Genomic DNA, 16,837 nt, shown 5'->3' with positions numbered 1-16,837 from the left:
CCTGATGGCGGTGCTCGCCGCCATGCTGGTGCTGGCAGGTCAGAGCAGGTCGGACGACGAGGTCACCCCGACCACCGTCCCGACGACGACCCCCTTGCTGTCGCCGCCCGCCGCCCCGGGGGCGAGGCCGGTCCGGAACCCCAGCTCGATCCTGGTCATGAACGTCACCGGAGGCATCGGCGGGACCGATGAGCTGGTCGTCGTCCGGCCGAGCGGGATCTACCTCGTCGACAACGGCCGCGACCCGGTCGCCCGGGGGGTGCTGACCAGCCGCGACCTCGCCGACCTGGTCCGGGCGGTCCGCGAGGCTGATCTCGGTCGGGACGACGGGATCCACCAGGACCCGTGCTGCGACCGGGTGATCTACACCTTCACGTACGGCGGCGCGGCGTACAGGACCGTGCAGGGGATGGTGCCGCAGCGACTCGAGAAGCTGCGCCTGCTGGTGCTCGGGATCGCGGCGCGCAGCGGCAACGGGCTGGTCGTCGGCTCCTAGCGCAGGTGCGGCGCGGTCATGATGCGGTGCACCTCCTGCGGCCATCCGCACGCGACGGCCATCCTTCCGGCCCAGTAGTGCGCCGACGCGTCGTCCGGTACGTCGACGACGCAGAAGCCGCCCAGGTGTTCCTTCGTCTCGGTGTACGGGCCGTCGCGCAGCACGGACCTGCCGTCGACCAGGTCCGCGGAGCCGACGAGGGAGTCGTCGTCGAGCCCGGCGCCGAACACCCAGACGCCGGCCTCCTTCATCTCGGCGGTCAGCGCGCTCGAGGTCCGGGACGCCGCCATGATGTCGTCGTCGGTCAGCTCGGGGACCCACTCGGCGTTGAAAGCGATCAGGTACGTAGGCATGTCATCTCCTCGGTCGGTGGCCGCTCTGACCACTCTCTCCTTCACCACGAACGGAGGTAGGTGGATACGACACTTCGGATCAGCCGCGTCAGAAGCTGTAGCTACTCTGCGGCGGCCTGGTTTTCGAGGTGGTCCGCGAACTGCTCGAGGATGCCGCGGGCCCGCAGGGCCGCGTCCGATCCGCCAGCGTCCGAGCCTGCGACGTTGATCTTGCCGGCCACGGCGCGCAGGTCTTCCGGCGTGATCAGGCCCAGGCGTGCCAGGTAGCCGCCGGCGGCCTGCAGGATCTCGCCGTCGGAATGCCCCATCTCGGCCGCCCCGACGGCGACGATGGCGACACCTTCCAGGGCTGTGTCGAGGTCGCGTTCGCTCACGCCGGAACCCTAGCTCCTGCAAGTTCTGTCGGGCCCGGTGTCCCTGAACGCTGCGCTCGTGGGCAAGAATCCAGGCCTACGAGGGTCAGGAGGCAGCGTGGAGCACGAGGTGGTCGCGCTGCTCGCAGGGTTCCTCCTCGCCGCCGTGGCGGCTCCGGTCGGGGTGTCGGGGGCGGTCTTCCTCCTGCCCGTTCAGCTCAGTGTCCTGAGCGTCCCGAACCCGCAGGTGACCCCGACCAATCTTCTCTACAACGTCGTCGCCGGTCCTGGCGCGATCACCAGGTACCGGAGGCAACGCCAGCTCGACACCGCCCTGACGTGGGCACTCGTGCTCGGCTCCGTTCCCGGTGTGGTCCTCGGGGCCGTGCTGCGGGTCTTCGTCGCCGATGACCCGACCGTGTTCCGGCTGATCGCCGCTTCCGTACTTCTGCCCACGGGCCTTGTCGTCCTGTGCGGAAGCGGCCGCCTGTTCGGAGCGTCCGAGGATCCGGGCGGACGGGCCGGCGCTGTGCCGAGACGTGTGGGCCCGACCATCGGCGCGGGGGCGTTCGTGATCGGGATGGTCGGCGGCATCTACGGGATCGGCGGGGGGTCGATCCTCGGGCCGCTCCTGGTCGGTGCCGGATTCGCGGTGACGCGGGTCGCGCCGGCGGCGCTCGCCTCCACCTGGGTCACCTCGATCACCGGCGTCCTCACCTACGCCGTGCTGGCTCTCCACACTCCGGGAACAATCGCTCCTGACTGGGGTCTCGGCATCGCGGCCGGCGTCGGGGGACTCGCCGGGGGCTACGTCGGAGCACGCCTGCAGCCGCGGTTGCCCGAACGCGCGCTCCGGGCGCTGCTCGGTCTGCTCGCGTTCGCCGTCGGCGTGCTCTACGTGGTCCAGGCTGTCGCCTGAGCCTCCGTCTCCGAACGGAGAGCTGCCGCGCCGCTCGCCCGGGCTCAGCTGCGGGCGGAGCTGCCCGTGCCCAGGGCGAGTTCGAGGACCGCTCTCGTTTCTTCGGGATCGGTGGGATGGGCCAAGAATCCTTCGACCGCGAACGTGATCAACCGTGCCGTGGCATCTCGCTGCGGCTACACTCCGCGGCGCGTCGCCGAACAGGCCGCCGGCCTGATGTCCCGCGCCACCGTCCGCACCTACGCCGGTGGTCACTTCGACCCGTACGTCGAACCGCTGTTCTCGGCGGTCGTTGCCGACCAGCTCGACTTCGTGGCCGAGCACGTCCCGACCGGCCGCGCGTAGAACTGCTCCTCGACGTGGCGTCCTGTTCAGTGAAGGTCAGGTGCTGGGCACCTTGATGCGGGTCGCCGAGTGGCACCGGTCACGGCGGCAGGCTCGGCAAGCGCTGCCCGTCACCAGTCCAGGTCGAAAGTTCCGTCGCGGAACATTTTCAGCGCGTACTTCGCCTCCAGGGAGTGAAAGTCGGCGAGACGTTCGATCGCTTCAAGCACTGGCACAGCTGATCCAGGATCGAAGGAGAGGCATTCGGTCGCGGTGAACATGCGCACTCCGGGGACAGCGTGATCCAACAGAGTCAGTAGCGCAGCGCGGCCCTCGTCGGTCCGTCGAAGGTTCTTGGCCAGTTCATGCGCAGCGTCGAACAGGCGGTTCGCCTTGCGGGTCTGATCGGTGGTGAGGGGTGCCCAGGCCTCTGCCGTCTCGCGGTACTTGGCCAAGGTGCGTTCTACGTCCGAGTTCACATCGTGCCTCCGAGTGTCGGGCAGGTGTCGTGCGGTGCTGGCGTTCTGTTCACCAGTCCATGTTCAAGGTCCCGTTCCGGTACCCGATCAGGGTGTACTTGGCTGAGAGCGACTCGAAAACGCCGAGTTGCTCGATGGCTTCGATGACGGGAACGGCTGCGTCCGGGGCGAAGGGCAGGCATTCGGCGGCGGCATTCATCCGTACTCCGGGTAGGGGGTGGTCCAGCATCGTCAGTAGGGCCGCTCGGCCTTCTTCGGTTGAACGGAGTTCCTTCGCGAGTTGGTGCATCGCTTTGAACAGACGGTTCGCTTTTCGGACATGGTCTGTGGTCAACGGGGCGTGAGCCTCTGCCTTGTCGCGGTACCTGGCCAAGGTGCGTTCTACGTCCGCGTTCATGCCTCACCTGCGAGCGGCTCGTAGGCGTCGTGCAACGCGTAGTGAACGATCGCCGCACAGCGCTGCTCCGGGGTCGGTGTCCGTCCGGCCCTCCACGCGGACCAGACCTCCACGACCTCCGCGCAGACGTCGATCTCGAGCAGGTACGAGAACGGACCCCTGTCCTGCGTGTCATCGACGTCCTCCATGACGACCATCGAGGAAGAGTCGAAGTTCCATGGTCGCTCCGCGAAGATCGTGGCGTCCGACGGCAGCTGGTCGAGGCCGTCCAAGAGATCGCCCAGCCTCACGACGCCACCATCACCCAGCACGAAGCATGTCCGCGATCTGCTCTTCGGCCAATTCGCTCAGCTCGATCAGCAGCTCATAGCTCTCGTCGGCAAGCACCAGGTTCGGTGGGCCGCTGGCGGCGAGATGCGCTGCGATCGCCGCTGTGCGTTCAGGGTCTGCATCGACCCACGCCACCTCGCAGTCCTCTGGGACCCATACCTCGCAGTTGTCCGGCCACCGCCATCCGTGTGCTCGCTGCGCACCCTCACCGGGCAACGCAAGGACATCTGGCCATCGTTCGACGAGCCAGTCCCGGAGGTCGTCGATCGCGACGCTCCATCCCACGTCCTCGGTCGGCGAGATCAACATCGAAACCATGACGCGACGTTACTTGCTCGCAGCACTCGCCGCCCGGCTGACGCCGGTCGCCGAGTGGCACCGGTGGCCGAACGGGTTCTTGCTCAGGCACTGCTGGTGGCGGTCCTCGTCAGATCGCAACATTTCAGTCGGCCCCTGCGCCAGCACTCGAACGTGGCGTCGGCGGTCGAGGCCATCGATTCGATCAACACCTCGTTGCTGAATCCGGGCAGTGCTTGGAGCCGCACCAAGAGCTCGTCCGGGGCGGTGGATGAAGGCACCACCACGCCGGTGCCAGATCGACCGTGCAACATCCAGAACATGTCCTCGGCGAACGGTTCGTCACTGGTCGTTCGGATCTCGACGAGGGCAAGGTCGAACCAGGTCACGCTTTCGGTTGAGCTGCCGAGCTGCCGGGTGACGCCGAGTTCGTCGACCGTCACCGGGGAGCCCTTCCTGCGCTTGAAGATTCCCAGGTCTCACGGTCTGCCTCACCACGGCGTACTGCCAGGACTCGAGTCGTACATCACTGCGCACGGCTGAACATGCACAACAGCCCCAGGCGGCCCTTGCGAGCCGGCTGGGGCCGGTTGTGCCTGTCGAGCGAAACGCTCAGCCCCGGGGGACCTTGATCCCCGTGGCGCTGTGGCACCGGTACCCGAACGGGTTCTTGATCAGGTACTGCTGGTGGTGATCCTCCGCGTAGAAGTACGGCGTCCCCGAGGCCGGCTTGATCTCCGTCGTGATCAGCGGGTAGCCGCGCTTGGTCAGCTCCGGCTGGTAGCGCTCGGTGACCTCCTTGGCGATCTGTGCCTGCTCCTCGGAGTAGGTGTAGATCGCCGAGCGGTACTGCGTGCCGACGTCGTTGCCCTGGCGCATGCCCTGGGTCGGGTCGTGCACCTCGTAGAAGGCGGCGACGAGATCGGCGTACGACACCTTGGCGGGGTCGAAGACGACCCGCACGGCCTCGGTGTGGCCGGTCTTGCCGGAGCAGACCTCCTCGTACGTCGGGTTCGGCGTGGTCCCGCCGGCGTACCCGACCGAGGTCGACCAGACACCGTCGATCTGCCAGAAGATCTCCTCGGCTCCCCAGAAGCAGCCGAGGCCGAACAGTGCTACCTCGAGACCGTCGGGCACCTCGTCGGTGACCACGGGCGCGTCGAGGACACGGTGCTTCTCGGCAATGGCGAAGGGGCGGTCGGGGCGACCCACGAGGGCGTTCTCCGGCGCGACGATCTCGTTCTTGTACTTGTTGAACAACATGGGCGACTCCTTGGTCGAAGGGGCACCTCGTACAACCGTCGCGCTGTCGGTGCTGTTCCCTAGTCTGACGGGTGTGCAGACGACTTCAACCTTCACCGTCACCTCGTTCGAGCCCACCGAGCTGACCGGCGTGATCGAGACCGGGGCGCCGGTCACGGTTGCGCGGATGGTCAAGGAGTTCAGCGGACGCATCCAAGGCATCTCGACGACCCTGTTCACCGCGGCGTTCGACCAGGTCGCCGAGATCGGCACCTACGTCGCGATGGAGTCCTTCGAGGGCTCGATCGACGGCCGCAGGGGCACGCTGAACATCGCGCACACCGCCACCACGTACGGCGGCAACGAGCGCCAGCACGAGGTCGTCGTCATCGTTCCGGGCACCGGCACGGGCGACCTCGAGGGGTTGACGGGCACCGGAGCCCTGCGGGTCGAGGCGGACGGGTCGCACCACCTGGACCTGGACTACGAAGGCTGAGTACTAGGCTCGGTCCGTGAGCCAAGAGCACTCCCAGAAGTCCGGGTTCGAGACGCGTGCGATCCACGCCGGCTACGACCCCGACCCGACGACCGGGGCGGTCATCCCGCCCATCTACGCGACCAGCACCTACAAGCAGGACGGGGTCGGCGGGCTGCGCGGCGGCTACGAGTACAGCCGCTCCGGCAACCCGACGCGGACCGCGCTCGAGGGCAACCTCGCGGCCCTGGAGGAGGGAGACCGCGCGTTCGCCTTCGCCTCCGGCCTGGCTGCCGAGGACACGCTGCTGCGGTCGTTGACCCGGCCCGGCGACCACCTGGTGATCCCCGACGACGCGTACGGCGGAACGTTCCGCCTGATCGACAAGGTCGGCGGTCCGTGGGGGCTCGAGCACAGCCCGGCGGCGGTCTCCGACCTGGACGCCGTACGAGCGGCGATCCGGCCCGGGAAGACCAAGCTGGTGTGGATCGAGACGCCGACCAACCCGCTGCTCAACATCGGCGACATCGAGGCGCTGGCCGCGATCGCGCACCAGGCGGGCGCCCTGCTGGTCGTCGACAACACGTTCGCGTCGCCGTACCTGCAACAGCCACTGACGCTCGGAGCCGACGTCGTCGTGCACTCGACCACCAAGTACTGCGGCGGCCACTCCGACGTCGTCGGGGGAGCACTCGTCGTGCGCGGCCTCGAGGTCGCCGACAAGGTCGGCTTCCACCAGAACGCGATGGGCGCGGTCCCGGGCCCGTTCGACGCATTCCTGACCCACCGCGGTCTCAAGACGCTCGCCGTCCGGATGGACCGGCACTGCGACAACGCCGAGAAGGTGGTCGACTTCCTCGTCGGGCACCCGCAAGTCGCCGAGGTCATCTACCCGGGCCTGGAGAGCCACCCCGGTCACGAGGTGGCCAGCCGGCAGATGAAGCGGTACGGCGGGATCGTCTCGTTCCGCGTCACCGGTGGCGAGGAGCACGCGCTCGACGTGTGCGACCGGACCGAGGTGTTCACGCTCGGGGAGTCGCTCGGCGGCGTCGAGTCGCTGATCGAGCACCCCGGTCGGATGACCCACGCCAGCGTCGCCGGCACCGACCTCGAGGTGCCGCCGGACCTGATCCGGCTCAGCGTCGGGATCGAGACCGCCGAGGACCTGGTCGCCGACCTGGAGCGAGCACTGGAGCCCGGCCGTGGATGAGGACCACGACCCGAGATTCGCGCTCGCCAGCGAACGCACCCTGCTCGCCTACCAGCGCACGGCGATCGCCCTGGTCGTGGCGGCCGTCGGTTTCGCGCACTTCCTCGACAACGGCGTCCTCCTGCTGGTCCTCTGTCTCGTCCTGGTCGCCGCCGGTGCGGTCGCTGCCGTCGGTGGGCACCTGCGCTACCGGGGTGTGAACAAGGCGATCGACAGCGGCGAACGCATCCCGACGTCGCTGGTCCCGCTGATCCTGACGGGCACGCTCGCGGGAGCTGTGGCACTGTCGGTGGTCATGGTCGTCACCAAGGCAGGGTGAGATGAGCGAGGAATCCCGCACCGAACGCATCCGGCACCGTCTGGCGCAGCAGCGCGCCGCGCTCCGCCGTCGCGAGGAGGAGCCCGTCCCGGTCATCACGACCGGCACCTCCAACTTCAGCCACGCCGAGGTCCCGTGGGCCTACGACCTGGCCGCCGCGTGGTCGTGGCGCTTCCTGGTCATCGTCGGTGCCCTGGGGGTCATCCTCTACACCCTGAGCTTCCTCGCGGTGATCGTCTTCCCGGTGATCATCGCGCTGCTGCTCGCAGCCCTGGCCGCCCCGCTGGTCAGTCTGCTCGAACGGATCGGCATCCGGCGCAAGCTCGCTGCGCTGATCGTCGTCGTCACCGGCATCGCGGCCGTCGCGCTGCTCCTCGCCTTCGTCGGCCAGCAGGTCGCCAGCTCCGTCGACCAGCTCGGCGACAAGGTGGTGGGGGGTCTGGACGAGGTCGAGCAGTGGCTGCGCACGGGCCCGCTGCACGCCAGCGACTCGCAGATCAACGAGTGGATCGGCAAGGCCCAGGACTTCATCTCCGAGCAGGGCAACGACGTCGTCGGTCGGGTCACCGAGCTCGGCGTCGCCGTCGGGCACGTCATCGCCGCGTTCTTCATCATCCTGTTCTCCACCTACTTCTTCCTCGCCGACGGCTCGCTGATCTGGGCGTGGGTCGTCCGGCTCTTCCCGCGCGCCGCCCGTGCGAGGGCCGACTCCTCGGGCAGGGTCGCCTGGCACTCGCTGACGCAGTTCGTGCGCGCGACGGTCATCGTCGCGGCGACCGACGCCATCGGCATCATGCTGATCGCCTGGATCCTCGGGGTCCCGCTGGTCAGCGCGATCGGCGTCCTGGTGTTCCTCGGTGCTTTCGTGCCCATGATCGGCGCCTTCCTGTCCGGCACCGTCGCGGTCCTGGTGGCACTGGTCGCCCACGGCCCCGTGGTCGCACTCCTGATGCTCGCGGGCGTCGTGCTGGTCCAGCAGATCGAGGCGCACGTGTTGCAGCCGTTCCTGATGGGGCGCTGGGTCTCGGTGCACCCGCTCGGCGTGATCCTGGCGATCGGCGTCGGCGTCGTCGTTGCGGGCATCGCGGGCGCCCTGATCGCCGTACCGCTGGTGGCGGCGCTGAACGCGGTGGCCCAGCACCTGGCCTCGTACACCGACATCGGCGACGACGCCGAGCAGTCGGCGGTCGAGGACCCCGACCCGGACCCCGAGCTCGCTGCGGCAGCGGCGGCCGACCTGGCCGAGCGCGACCCCGAGGAGCCTGACGACGGGCGCGTCGGGGACGAGGGATGACCGAGCCGATCGGCCTCGAGGAGATCGAAGCCGCCGCGACGTTGCTGGCCGACGTCGCGGTGGTCACGCCGATGCAGGAGTCCCGCTGGCTCTCCGAGATCGTCGGCGGCCCGGTGCTCCTGAAGTGCGAGAACCTCCAGCGCACCGGCTCGTTCAAGATCCGCGGTGCCTACCTGCGGATGGCGAACCTCAGTGACGCCGAGCGCGCCCACGGTGTCGTCGCGGCGTCCGCGGGCAACCACGCGCAGGGGGTCGCGCTCGCCGCCCGGATGCTCGGCCTGCCGGCGACCGTCTTCATGCCCGAGGGTGCGCCGATCCCCAAGCTCAACGCGACCCGCGGGTACGGCGCCGAGGTCGTCTTCCACGGATCCTCGGTCGACGAGGCACTGGTCGCCGCAGGGGAGTACGCCGCGTCGACGGGTGCGGTGCTGATCCACCCCTTCGACCATTGCGACATCGTCACCGGTCAGGCGACCTGCGGCCTGGAGATCCTCGACCAGGCTCCGGAGGCCGCGACGGTCCTGGTCCCTACCGGCGGCGGTGGTCTGATCGCCGGCATCGCGACCGCGATCAAGCTGCGTCGCCCCGACGTCCGGGTCGTCGGAGTCCAGGCCGAGGGTGCCGCGGCGTACCCGGCCTCGCTGGCGGCCGGCAACCCGATCGCGCTGACGACGATGACGACCATGGCCGACGGCATCGCGGTGGCGCGGCCCGGAGCAGTGCCGTTCGCTGCGATCGACCAGTACGTCGACCAGGTCGTCACGGTCTCCGAGGAGTCCATCTCACGCGCGCTGGTGCTCCTGCTCGAGCGCGCCAAGCTGGTCGTCGAGCCGGCCGGCGCGGTCGCGGTGGCAGCGCTGCTCGACCAGCCCGCGGCCTTCGACGGCCCGGTCGTCGCGGTGCTCTCGGGCGGCAACGTCGACCCGCTGCTGCTGGCCAAGCTGATCCAGCACGGTCTGGCCGCGGCCGGGCGCTACCTCAACGTCGCCGTACGGATCCCGGACCGCCCCGGCGGGCTGGCGACTCTGCTGGGGCAGCTGGCCGATCAGGGCGCCAACGTCCTCGAGGTCGCCCACGAGCGCACGTCCGGGAACCTGGGCGTCGACGAGGTCGAGGTGCACGTGCAGCTCGAGACGCGCGGCCCCAAGCACGCAGAAGCCGTGCTCGCACAGCTGCGCGAGCACGGCTACCGGGTGACTGCGGTCAGCTGAGTCTGCGGGTCGGTCGAGGCGTCTCGGCAAGCTCGACGACCGGAGGCGAGCTCGACGACCGGAGCTGCGCGTCTCAGATCACCCGTCGTAGGGGACGGCTTCGACGATCTCGATCTGGAGTTCCTTGCCGTTGGGCGCGGTGTAGGTGACCGTCTCGCCCTTCTTGTGACCGTTGATGGCCTCGCCCATCGGCGACTGCGGCGAGTAGACCTGCACGCCCTCGCCGGCCATCTCGCGGGCGCCGAGCAGGAACTCCTCGGTGTCGGAGTCGCCGACGAAGCGGATCGTCACGAGCATCCCCGGCTCGACGACACCGTCGTCGGCCGGCTTCTCGCCGACCCGTGCGTTCTTGAGCATCTCCACGAGCTGAGCGATCCTGCCGTCGAGCTTGCCGAGCTCCTCGCGGGCGGCGTGGTAGCCGCCGTTCTCCTTGAGGTCGCCCTCGTCGCGGGCCTGGCTCACCTTCTCGACGACGGCGGTCCGACCGGGGCCGCGCAGCTCCTCGAGCTCCGCGGTCAGCTCGTCGAACTTGGACTGCGTCAGCCAGACGCCGTCGCGCTCATCAGCCTGAGTCATGGGTGCTGCTCCTCCGAAGATGGATCTGGGGAAGCGACAAGCCTAGCAACCGGACCTGACCCGCGCTTCTCCGTGCGGGAGGCGGTCAGTGCTCGGTGCAGCTGACGCGCTCGACCGTGGTGGCCCGGTCGAAGGTCTTCACCGGGATCCAGCCGTTCCCAGCGGCTCGGAGCTCGGCCACCGAGAGGTTGATGTCGCCGACGATCGTGTGGTCGCGCGCGGTCGCCCGGAACAAGCAGCTGCCGGTGACCGAGTCGTCGCGGAACTTCGACTCGACCCGGATCCGGACCTCGTGCGCGTCGACGACCTCGTAGGAGACCAGCTCGGCCTCGATGGCGGGGTCGCTGCGGAACGCGATCACCCAGGTCAACCAGCCGAGGAATAACGCAGCCAGCGCCGTCGATACAACGAGGAGCGTCGTTCGCCGGGACTTGCTCGGCGTTCCGTACCGCTGCTGAAGGTCGCTCACGGCACCACTTTAGGATGGAACCCATGTCTGACCTTGCCGGCCTCCGGCTGATGCACGTGCACGCCCACCCTGACGACGAGTCCAGCAAGGGCGCCGCGAGCACCGCGATGTACGTCGACCGGGGTGTCGACGTGCACGTCGTGACCTGCACCGGCGGTGAGCGCGGATCGGTGCTGAACCCCAACATGGACCGCCCGGACGTGCTCGAGAACATTGCGGAGATCCGCCGCGCCGAGATGGACGCTGCCCGCGAGATCCTCGGCGTCTCGCAGGACTGGCTGGGCTTCGTCGACTCCGGGTGGCCCGAGGGAGACCCGAAGCCGCCGCTGCCGGAGGGTTGCTTCGGACTGGTCCCGCTCGAGGAAGCCACCGAACCGCTGGTCCGCCTGATTAGGTCCTTCCGGCCGCACGTGATGACCACGTACGACGAGAAGGGCGGCTACCCGCACCCCGACCACATCAAGTGCCACGAGATCTCGGTGGCCGCGTTCGAGGCCGCCGCGGACCCGACGCGTTACCCGGACGCGGGCGAGCCCTGGCAGGTGCTCAAGCTGTACTACTCGCACGGGTTCAACCGCCCCAAGGCGGTCGCGCTGCACGAGGCCGCCGAAGCCGCCGGCATCGAGTCCTTCTTCGGTGAGCGGCTCAAGGAGTGGGCACCGGACCCGGAGTGGGACGCCCGGGTCACCACGAAGGTGCCGTGCGCGGACTACTTCCCGGTCCGGGACCGCGCGTTGATCGCGCACGCGACCCAGATCGACCCCGACGGCTTCTTCTTCCAGATCCCGATGGAGATCCAGCAGAAGGTCTGGCCGACCGAGGACTTCGAGCTCGTGACCAGCCACGTGGAGACATCGCTGCCCGAGGACGACCTCTTTGCCGGGATCCGCCCGACGCCTGAGACACTGGGGTCATGAACAGCCTGCTCATCACCCTCGTCGGCTTCGTCCCGCTGGCGGACCCGGCCCCTGCCGCGGACGACGTCAAGGCCGGCTGGGGCGCGTTCGCGATCTTCATCGCTCTCGCGATCGCGGTGGCCTTCCTGGGCTGGAGCCTCACCAAGCACCTGAAGAAGGCGAAGCTCAACGCCGACGCCGGAGCTTTCGGTGACGTTCCCGCCGAGAACGCCACGGCGGAGACCAGCACCCGCGATTAGGTCATAGACGCGACCTCCCGCGAAAAGGTTGCACCTCCGGTGAACTGACTGGACCGGGCTCCTCCCCGTCTGGTGCTCGAACAGCGCCGACCGGTTCACTGACGGCTGCACACCACACCGCCCTGGAGGATCAACCCATGCGTTCCCCCCGCTTCCAACGCGCCGCCGTGTCCTCGGCAGCAGCTCTCGTCCTCGCGGCCGCCCTCGCCGGCTGCGGATCGGACTCCGACTCGAAGGACAAGGGTGAGTCGAAGGACTCCGCGCCGAAGGTCACCGCGCTGACCAAGGCCGAGGCCACCACCGCGCTGATGACCGTCGACAACCTCGGCGGTCAGTTCGAGGAGAACCCGAACGCCGACCACACCACGAAGAGCCCGGGCTGCTTGTCCGCCCTGGACCCGTTCACCGACGACACCGAGGCGCCGACCGATGCCGTCCGTGACTTCGCGACCTCGTCGAACGAGTCCGTCGCGATCACCAGCCAGGTCCAGTCCTACGATTCCGTCGAGGACGCCGAGGAGGTCGTCGAGACCTTCCGCACGGCCATGAAGGACTGCACCGCGATCGACGAGACCGATGCCGGTGGCGTGAGCTACCAGCTCACCGTCGACACCGACGACAAGGTGACCGACGACGACGTGGACGAGCAGATCAACGTGATCGGCTACGGATCGGGAGCCGACGCCAGCGGCGAGGTGCCGTTCGGGTTCCAGCTCGCTGCGGTCCGCGTGGGCAACAGCATCTCGATCGTCACCCTGGCTGCGCAGACCGAGGAGCCCCCGGGCGACTTCACCGAGCTGATCCAGGTCGTCGCCGACCGCCTCGAGGCCGTCGCCGAGGGCGAGAAGCCCGACGAGTCCGTCGTCGCGGGGGAGTGAGCACGACGATGACCACGACCCTGACCAGGCTCTCCGCGAGCGCCGCAGCGGCTCTCGTCCTCGGCGCCGTGCTGACCGGCTGCGGCTCGGACTCGAAGTCCGACGACAAGTCCGACAAGGCCGACAAGGCCCCGAAGGTGACGGCGCTGAGCACGGCCGACGCCGAGAAGGCACTCCTCACGCTGGGCAACCTCGGCGACAACGGCTTCACGCTGGACGAGGACGCCGACCACACCTCGGGTGCGCCCGGCTGCCTGGACGGCTTCGACGCGATCACCGACGCCTCGGACGCTCCGACCCACGTCGTCCGCGACTTCACCGCAGGGTCGGAGACCGGCTTCCCGCTGATCTCCAGCTCCGTCGACTCCTACGACTCGGTCGAGGACGCGAAGGAGGCGCTGGAGGACTTCCGGGACGCCATGGCCGACTGCACCACGGTCGACGACACCGACTCCGACGGGGTGGCCACCAAGCTCGCGGTCACCACGAGCGACGACAAGACCGACGACTCCACCGACGACCAGGTCAACCTGACCGCCGTCGGCACGATAGCGGCGACGGACGGCTCCTACCCGCTCGGCCTGTGGGCCGCTGCCGTTCGGATCGACAACCACGTCCACGTGATCACCGTCGGTGACCTCGACGATGCCGCACCCGGCGACATCGAGGAGCTGGTCCAGGTGGTCAACGACCGCCTCATCGCCGTCGCGAAGGGTGACGAGCCGGACGACGACGCCGTCGCCGGGGACTGACCCGGTACGACGACGGCCTGCGCCGTCAGACGCTGCCCGACGAGGGCACCAGGGTGTTCTGGCGGCGCAGGATCCACCAACGTCCGTCCCGCTTGACCAGGACGTAGAGCGCGTTCATCTCGGGCGGCTCGCCGGCGTCCGCCGCAGCCGCGTCGGACCACGCGTCCTTGTGGAGCACGGCGACTCCGGGAGCGACCAGCTCGATGTCGGAGACGCGGTAGTGCGCGGTCGCGTCGCGCAGGTAGGCGTCGGCGAGGCCTTCTCGGGTGGCCTCGTCGATGGCCTCGCGACCGCGCAGCACCGCGCCCCTGGCGTTGACCACGTGCGCGTCGGCGGCGACGTCGAGCAGCAGCAGGTCAGCGTCGTTCTGGTTGAAGCCGAGCTCGACGGTGGAGATCACCTCGCGCAGGGACGCCTCGTCGGCTTCCGACAGCAGGAGGGGCCCGGCCTCCTCGACGACGCCGGTGTTCTGGCCGTTCACGATCAGCCACTCGCCGCCGCGCCGGCGCCAGGTGTACGTCGGCATTCCGCGTTGCCGGGGGCTCAGGCGCGCACCGTCCGCGGACAGGTACTCCTGGTCGACACTGGTGACGGCGATGTCAGGAGTGAGGAAGCGGACTCCGCGGACGATGTACCGGACCGAGAGGTCGGCCATGGCACCTGGCAGCACCATCCGGGTGAACGCGGCGATCTCGTCGATGCCGACCAGTCGCCGACCACCGCCGGTGACCCAGACGGCCTCGGGGTCGAAGAGTGCGAGGAAGGCCTCGGGGTCCTCGGTCAGCTGCGAGCGCTCGAGGGCCGCGACCAGCTGGACCAGGCGGTCGTGGTCGGAGGTCGGGGCGGGGTGGGGGCTGGCACCGGGGTGCGTGATGGCTGTCATGGCCTAGAGTCGACTTCATCAAGTGCACTTGATGTCAAGGAGGACCGGTGAGCGCGTGGTTGAAGCCGGGCGAGGTCGCCCGTCGCGCGGGTGTCGCGGTGTCCACGCTGCACTACTACGAGCAGTACGGACTGATCTCGAGCCGGCGTACGGCGGGCGACCGCCGCGAGTACCGCCGTGACACGCTGCGGGTGGTGGCTTTCGTGCGTGCCTCGCAGAAGCTCGGCATCCCGCTGGCACGGATTAAGGACGCCCTGGACGGCCTCCCGCACGACCGGCCGCCGAACAAGCGGGAGTGGGCCCGGCTGGCACGGACCTGGCGCGACGACCTCGACGAGCGCATCGCGGAGCTCACCGCGCTGCGCGACAACCTCGCCGACTGCATCGGGTGCGGCTGCCTGTCGCTGAGCACCTGCCCGTACACGAATCCTGGCGACGTGCTGGCCGCGGAGGGTCCGGGGGCACGACGTCTGGTCCCGCAGGGTCAGCCCAGGACCCGCTGACGCAGGAGCTCGAAGGGGTCGTCAGCGTCACGTCGCCCGCGGAGTCCGTTCTCGGGGCCGTCACCAGTCGGGGCGGTGATCCGACCGGCGTCGTTGCGCGTCCACTCCCGGACGGCGAAGCGCTCCCGGATCCGCCAGCCGGCCGGCGTACGGACGAAGTGGTCGACGTAGCGGAAGCCGGAGGTGAAGTTGATCGCGGGCAGGTCCGCCGGGGTCCCCCAGTGCACTGCTGTCCCGTAGGTCTCCGCAACCGCCTGGTCGCCGTCGACCTCGCTGAGGTGGTTGCCGACCAGGTGCATGGTGCCGTCGAGGTGGGGAAGCCCCTTCTCCAACCACGCGACGAATTCGTCAGCAGTGCCGCTGAACCCGGTGTGGTGGTCGACGCCGTCGTCGGCGTACACGGCGCGGATGCCGGCGTAGTCGAGCCGGTCCACCGCGCGGCAGTAGCGCAGCACGGTCTCGTGGATCTCGCGCTTGTCGGCGTCGCTCATCAGGTCTCCTCGGGGGTTCGGCTGATCCTAGGCCGCGGTTGACAGCCGGGCCTCCGCAGTTAGAATGAGAATCATTCTCATTTCAGGAGGTCAGATGCAGCACGGGATCCACCCCCAGTACGACGAGGTCGTCTTCCGTGACCGGTCGACCGGCGACCTGATCGTCACCCGGTCCACCCTGGCGTCCCGGTCGGACCTGGCCACCGTCCAGGTCGGCGGACGCTCGCTGCCCGTGGTCGACGTCGACGTCACGAGCCACAGCCACGGGTTCTGGACCGGCACGACGCGCACGCTGGACAGCGAAGGCCGGGTTCAGCGGTTCGAGCGGCGCTACGGGGGCCGCTCGTGAGGACCCCGCTGGTCGTCGTCACCGGCGTCGACCCCGCAGCGATCGACGCGGCGATGATCGGACCGTCCTGGGACCTTCCCGATGCCGTCGCGGTGCGCCACCGGATCGATCCGGAGTCGCAGGTGCTCACCCGGATCGTCAGCCACGCGGGCGGCATCGTCGAGCACGTCGACATCCCGCTGGAACACGCGTGCGTCACCTGCGCCCTGCGGGAGGACATCCTGCCGACACTCGAGCGGTTGGGGCGGGACAAGCGGTGGCGCAGCGTCCTGGCTGCGCTGCCAGCCGCCGCCGAGGCGAACCAGCTCGGCAACGTGATGGCCAGGAACGCGACCCTCAACCGGTTCCTGCGCCTCGCCGGCGTCGTCGCTGCGGTGTCCTCGGACGACCTGGTGCACGACCTGCTCGCGGACGATCTGCTGCACGAGCGTGGGTGGCACTCCAACCCGTTCGACGAGCGTGGTGTGGGGGAGACGGCGTGCGCACTGATCGAGTACGCCGACCTCGTCGTCCTCGACGATGATCCGGGCGCAGAGGCGGCTGACCTGGTCCGGGCTCTCGCGCGGCCCGACGCACGGGTGCTGAGCGGCTTCCACCAGGTCGACTCCGGTGCGCTGCTCCAGGGGCTCCACTCCCACCGGGAGACGACGGCCTGGTCGGCAACGGTGCGGACGGCGGCACTTCCCCCGCTTGAGGAATCCGGTGCCTGGCGGATGGGCTTCACCTCGATGCGACCGTTCCACCCCGAACGGCTCCTGGAGCAGATCGAACGCCTGGGCGCCGGTCGGCACCGGTCCCGGGGCAGCTTCTGGGTCCCCACCCGCCCGGACGCGGTCCTGGAGTGGTCGGGCGCCGGCGACCAGCTGAGCATCGGCAGTCATGACACCTGGGGGCGCCGGATGCCCGAGACCAGGCTGCTCTTCACCGGCGTCGGCACGCCGCCGAGCGATCTCGCCGTCGCCTTCGACGAGTTCCTGCTCACCGCCACCGAAGCGAGCCGCTCCCACGCGTCCTGGAACGTGCTGGAGGACGGACTGGAGCCGTGGCTCGGTGACATCCGCGACGTGGCCTGAACCCACCA

The 16,837-nt window shown here is 69.1% G+C and carries 27 protein-coding genes; 15 read left to right on the top strand and 12 right to left on the bottom strand.

Annotated elements, in window-relative coordinates; genetic code table 11:
* Nucleotides 1–4 precede the first annotated feature (4 nt).
* Complete coding sequence (locus ABIE44_RS05190; RefSeq protein WP_209721168.1) at nucleotides 5–496, top strand: hypothetical protein; 492 nt, start codon at nucleotides 5–7, stop codon at nucleotides 494–496.
* On the opposite strand, the gene ABIE44_RS05185 is transcribed toward ABIE44_RS05190, so the two are convergent.
* Together ABIE44_RS05185 and ABIE44_RS05180 are read right to left on the bottom strand one after the other, a co-directional pair.
* Nucleotides 493–849, bottom strand: coding sequence for a YciI family protein (locus tag ABIE44_RS05185; protein WP_209721171.1), 357 nt, complete (start codon nucleotides 847–849; stop codon nucleotides 493–495). The genes ABIE44_RS05190 and ABIE44_RS05185 overlap by 4 nt on opposite strands.
* A gap of 101 nt (nucleotides 850–950) precedes the next feature.
* Nucleotides 951–1,223: a hypothetical protein gene (locus tag ABIE44_RS05180; protein WP_209721174.1), complete on the bottom strand. Its 273-nt coding sequence runs from the start codon at nucleotides 1,221–1,223 to the stop codon at nucleotides 951–953.
* Between the two features lie 97 nt (nucleotides 1,224–1,320).
* Here ABIE44_RS05180 and ABIE44_RS05175 point away from each other — a divergent pair, with 97 nt between their 5' ends.
* Nucleotides 1,321–2,121: a TSUP family transporter gene (locus ABIE44_RS05175; protein WP_209721177.1), complete on the top strand. Its 801-nt coding sequence runs from the start codon at nucleotides 1,321–1,323 to the stop codon at nucleotides 2,119–2,121.
* Between the two features lie 159 nt (nucleotides 2,122–2,280).
* On the top strand, nucleotides 2,281–2,466 hold the full coding sequence (locus tag ABIE44_RS05170; RefSeq protein ID WP_209721180.1) for a hypothetical protein: 186 nt from the start codon (nucleotides 2,281–2,283) through the stop codon (nucleotides 2,464–2,466).
* Between the two features lie 110 nt (nucleotides 2,467–2,576).
* Here the strand turns inward: ABIE44_RS05170 and ABIE44_RS05165 are convergent, their stop codons facing one another.
* From ABIE44_RS05165 to msrA, 6 genes are all read right to left on the bottom strand, one after another.
* Nucleotides 2,577–2,900 carry a DUF2019 domain-containing protein gene (locus ABIE44_RS05165; protein WP_209721185.1) on the bottom strand — a complete coding sequence of 108 codons (324 nt, stop codon included), beginning with the start codon at nucleotides 2,898–2,900 and terminating at the stop codon, nucleotides 2,577–2,579.
* 73 nt (nucleotides 2,901–2,973) lie between these two features.
* Entirely contained in the window at nucleotides 2,974–3,321 is a 348-nt protein-coding gene (locus tag ABIE44_RS05160) for a DUF2019 domain-containing protein (protein WP_209721188.1), read from the bottom strand.
* Nucleotides 3,318–3,611, bottom strand: a complete 294-nt coding sequence (locus tag ABIE44_RS05155; protein ID WP_209721191.1) for a hypothetical protein — start codon at nucleotides 3,609–3,611, stop codon at nucleotides 3,318–3,320. The genes ABIE44_RS05160 and ABIE44_RS05155 overlap by 4 nt, the downstream gene beginning before the upstream one ends.
* A gap of 10 nt (nucleotides 3,612–3,621) precedes the next feature.
* Complete coding sequence (locus ABIE44_RS05150; protein WP_209721194.1) at nucleotides 3,622–3,969, bottom strand: hypothetical protein; 348 nt, start codon at nucleotides 3,967–3,969, stop codon at nucleotides 3,622–3,624.
* An 83-nt stretch (nucleotides 3,970–4,052) separates the two neighbouring features.
* Nucleotides 4,053–4,391, bottom strand: coding sequence for a hypothetical protein (locus tag ABIE44_RS05145; RefSeq protein ID WP_209721197.1), 339 nt, complete (start codon nucleotides 4,389–4,391; stop codon nucleotides 4,053–4,055).
* 169 nt (nucleotides 4,392–4,560) lie between these two features.
* Nucleotides 4,561–5,211, bottom strand: coding sequence for a peptide-methionine (S)-S-oxide reductase MsrA (gene msrA, locus ABIE44_RS05140; protein WP_209721200.1), 651 nt, complete (start codon nucleotides 5,209–5,211; stop codon nucleotides 4,561–4,563).
* A gap of 73 nt (nucleotides 5,212–5,284) precedes the next feature.
* Here msrA and ABIE44_RS05135 point away from each other — a divergent pair, with 73 nt between their 5' ends.
* From ABIE44_RS05135 to ilvA, 5 genes are read left to right on the top strand one after another with little or no spacing between them, the layout of a single operon-like run.
* Complete coding sequence (locus ABIE44_RS05135) at nucleotides 5,285–5,686, top strand: DUF3224 domain-containing protein (RefSeq protein ID WP_209721204.1); 402 nt, start codon at nucleotides 5,285–5,287, stop codon at nucleotides 5,684–5,686.
* A 16-nt stretch (nucleotides 5,687–5,702) separates the two neighbouring features.
* A complete protein-coding gene (locus ABIE44_RS05130) occupies nucleotides 5,703–6,875 on the top strand; it encodes a cystathionine gamma-synthase (RefSeq protein WP_209721207.1) in 1,173 nt (390 codons plus the stop codon).
* The gene (locus tag ABIE44_RS05125; RefSeq protein WP_209721210.1) at nucleotides 6,868–7,194 is read left to right on the top strand and encodes a YidH family protein; all 327 of its coding nucleotides are present in this window, start codon (nucleotides 6,868–6,870) and stop codon (nucleotides 7,192–7,194) included. Before ABIE44_RS05130 ends, ABIE44_RS05125 begins: the two co-directional genes overlap by 8 nt.
* 1 nt (nucleotide 7,195) lies before the next feature.
* On the top strand, nucleotides 7,196–8,488 hold the full coding sequence (locus tag ABIE44_RS05120; protein ID WP_209721213.1) for an AI-2E family transporter: 1,293 nt from the start codon (nucleotides 7,196–7,198) through the stop codon (nucleotides 8,486–8,488).
* Entirely contained in the window at nucleotides 8,485–9,699 is a 1,215-nt protein-coding gene (gene ilvA / locus ABIE44_RS05115; RefSeq protein ID WP_209721216.1) for a threonine ammonia-lyase, read from the top strand. Before ABIE44_RS05120 ends, ilvA begins: the two co-directional genes overlap by 4 nt.
* Before the next feature lie 78 nt (nucleotides 9,700–9,777).
* Here ilvA and greA read toward each other — a convergent pair whose 3' ends face one another.
* Both greA and ABIE44_RS05105 read right to left on the bottom strand, forming a co-directional pair.
* On the bottom strand, nucleotides 9,778–10,275 hold the full coding sequence (gene greA / locus ABIE44_RS05110) for a transcription elongation factor GreA (RefSeq protein ID WP_209721219.1): 498 nt from the start codon (nucleotides 10,273–10,275) through the stop codon (nucleotides 9,778–9,780).
* Between the two features lie 85 nt (nucleotides 10,276–10,360).
* Nucleotides 10,361–10,744, bottom strand: a complete 384-nt coding sequence (locus ABIE44_RS05105; RefSeq protein ID WP_209721222.1) for a DUF4307 domain-containing protein — start codon at nucleotides 10,742–10,744, stop codon at nucleotides 10,361–10,363.
* Nucleotides 10,745–10,767: 23 nt separating this feature from the next.
* On the opposite strand from ABIE44_RS05105, the gene mca reads away from it, so the two are divergent.
* The 4 genes from mca (at nucleotide 10,768) to ABIE44_RS05085 (ending at nucleotide 13,530) form a co-directional block, all read left to right on the top strand.
* The gene (gene mca, locus ABIE44_RS05100) at nucleotides 10,768–11,661 is read left to right on the top strand and encodes a mycothiol conjugate amidase Mca (protein ID WP_209721225.1); all 894 of its coding nucleotides are present in this window, start codon (nucleotides 10,768–10,770) and stop codon (nucleotides 11,659–11,661) included.
* The gene (locus ABIE44_RS05095; protein ID WP_209721228.1) at nucleotides 11,658–11,900 is read left to right on the top strand and encodes a hypothetical protein; all 243 of its coding nucleotides are present in this window, start codon (nucleotides 11,658–11,660) and stop codon (nucleotides 11,898–11,900) included. The genes mca and ABIE44_RS05095 overlap by 4 nt, the downstream gene beginning before the upstream one ends.
* Nucleotides 11,901–12,037: 137 nt before the next feature.
* Complete coding sequence (locus ABIE44_RS05090) at nucleotides 12,038–12,778, top strand: hypothetical protein (protein WP_209721231.1); 741 nt, start codon at nucleotides 12,038–12,040, stop codon at nucleotides 12,776–12,778.
* A gap of 8 nt (nucleotides 12,779–12,786) precedes the next feature.
* The gene (locus ABIE44_RS05085; RefSeq protein WP_209721234.1) at nucleotides 12,787–13,530 is read left to right on the top strand and encodes a hypothetical protein; all 744 of its coding nucleotides are present in this window, start codon (nucleotides 12,787–12,789) and stop codon (nucleotides 13,528–13,530) included.
* 25 nt (nucleotides 13,531–13,555) lie between these two features.
* Here ABIE44_RS05085 and ABIE44_RS05080 read toward each other — a convergent pair whose 3' ends face one another.
* Nucleotides 13,556–14,413 (bottom strand): SgcJ/EcaC family oxidoreductase, encoded by an 858-nt coding sequence (locus tag ABIE44_RS05080; protein ID WP_209721237.1) that lies wholly within the window; start codon nucleotides 14,411–14,413, stop codon nucleotides 13,556–13,558.
* Between the two features lie 47 nt (nucleotides 14,414–14,460).
* On the opposite strand from ABIE44_RS05080, the gene soxR reads away from it, so the two are divergent.
* Entirely contained in the window at nucleotides 14,461–14,916 is a 456-nt protein-coding gene (gene soxR / locus ABIE44_RS05075; protein ID WP_209721240.1) for a redox-sensitive transcriptional activator SoxR, read from the top strand.
* Here soxR and ABIE44_RS05070 read toward each other — a convergent pair.
* Nucleotides 14,898–15,407 (bottom strand): nuclear transport factor 2 family protein, encoded by a 510-nt coding sequence (locus ABIE44_RS05070; protein ID WP_209721243.1) that lies wholly within the window; start codon nucleotides 15,405–15,407, stop codon nucleotides 14,898–14,900. The genes soxR and ABIE44_RS05070 overlap by 19 nt on opposite strands.
* Nucleotides 15,408–15,501: 94 nt before the next feature.
* Here ABIE44_RS05070 and ABIE44_RS05065 point away from each other — a divergent pair, with 94 nt between their 5' ends.
* Both ABIE44_RS05065 and ABIE44_RS05060 read left to right on the top strand, forming a co-directional pair.
* A complete protein-coding gene (locus ABIE44_RS05065) occupies nucleotides 15,502–15,756 on the top strand; it encodes a type B 50S ribosomal protein L31 (RefSeq protein ID WP_209721246.1) in 255 nt (84 codons plus the stop codon).
* Nucleotides 15,753–16,829, top strand: a complete 1,077-nt coding sequence (locus ABIE44_RS05060) for a GTP-binding protein (RefSeq protein WP_209721249.1) — start codon at nucleotides 15,753–15,755, stop codon at nucleotides 16,827–16,829. Before ABIE44_RS05065 ends, ABIE44_RS05060 begins: the two co-directional genes overlap by 4 nt.
* The last annotated feature ends 8 nt before the right edge of the window (nucleotides 16,830–16,837 follow it).

The sequence above is a fragment of the Marmoricola sp. OAE513 genome, assembly GCF_040546585.1.
Classification (GTDB): Bacteria; Actinomycetota; Actinomycetes; order Propionibacteriales; family Nocardioidaceae; genus Marmoricola.
Note: the sequence above shows the minus strand (reverse complement) of the source record. Positions and strands in the feature narration are given on the sequence as shown.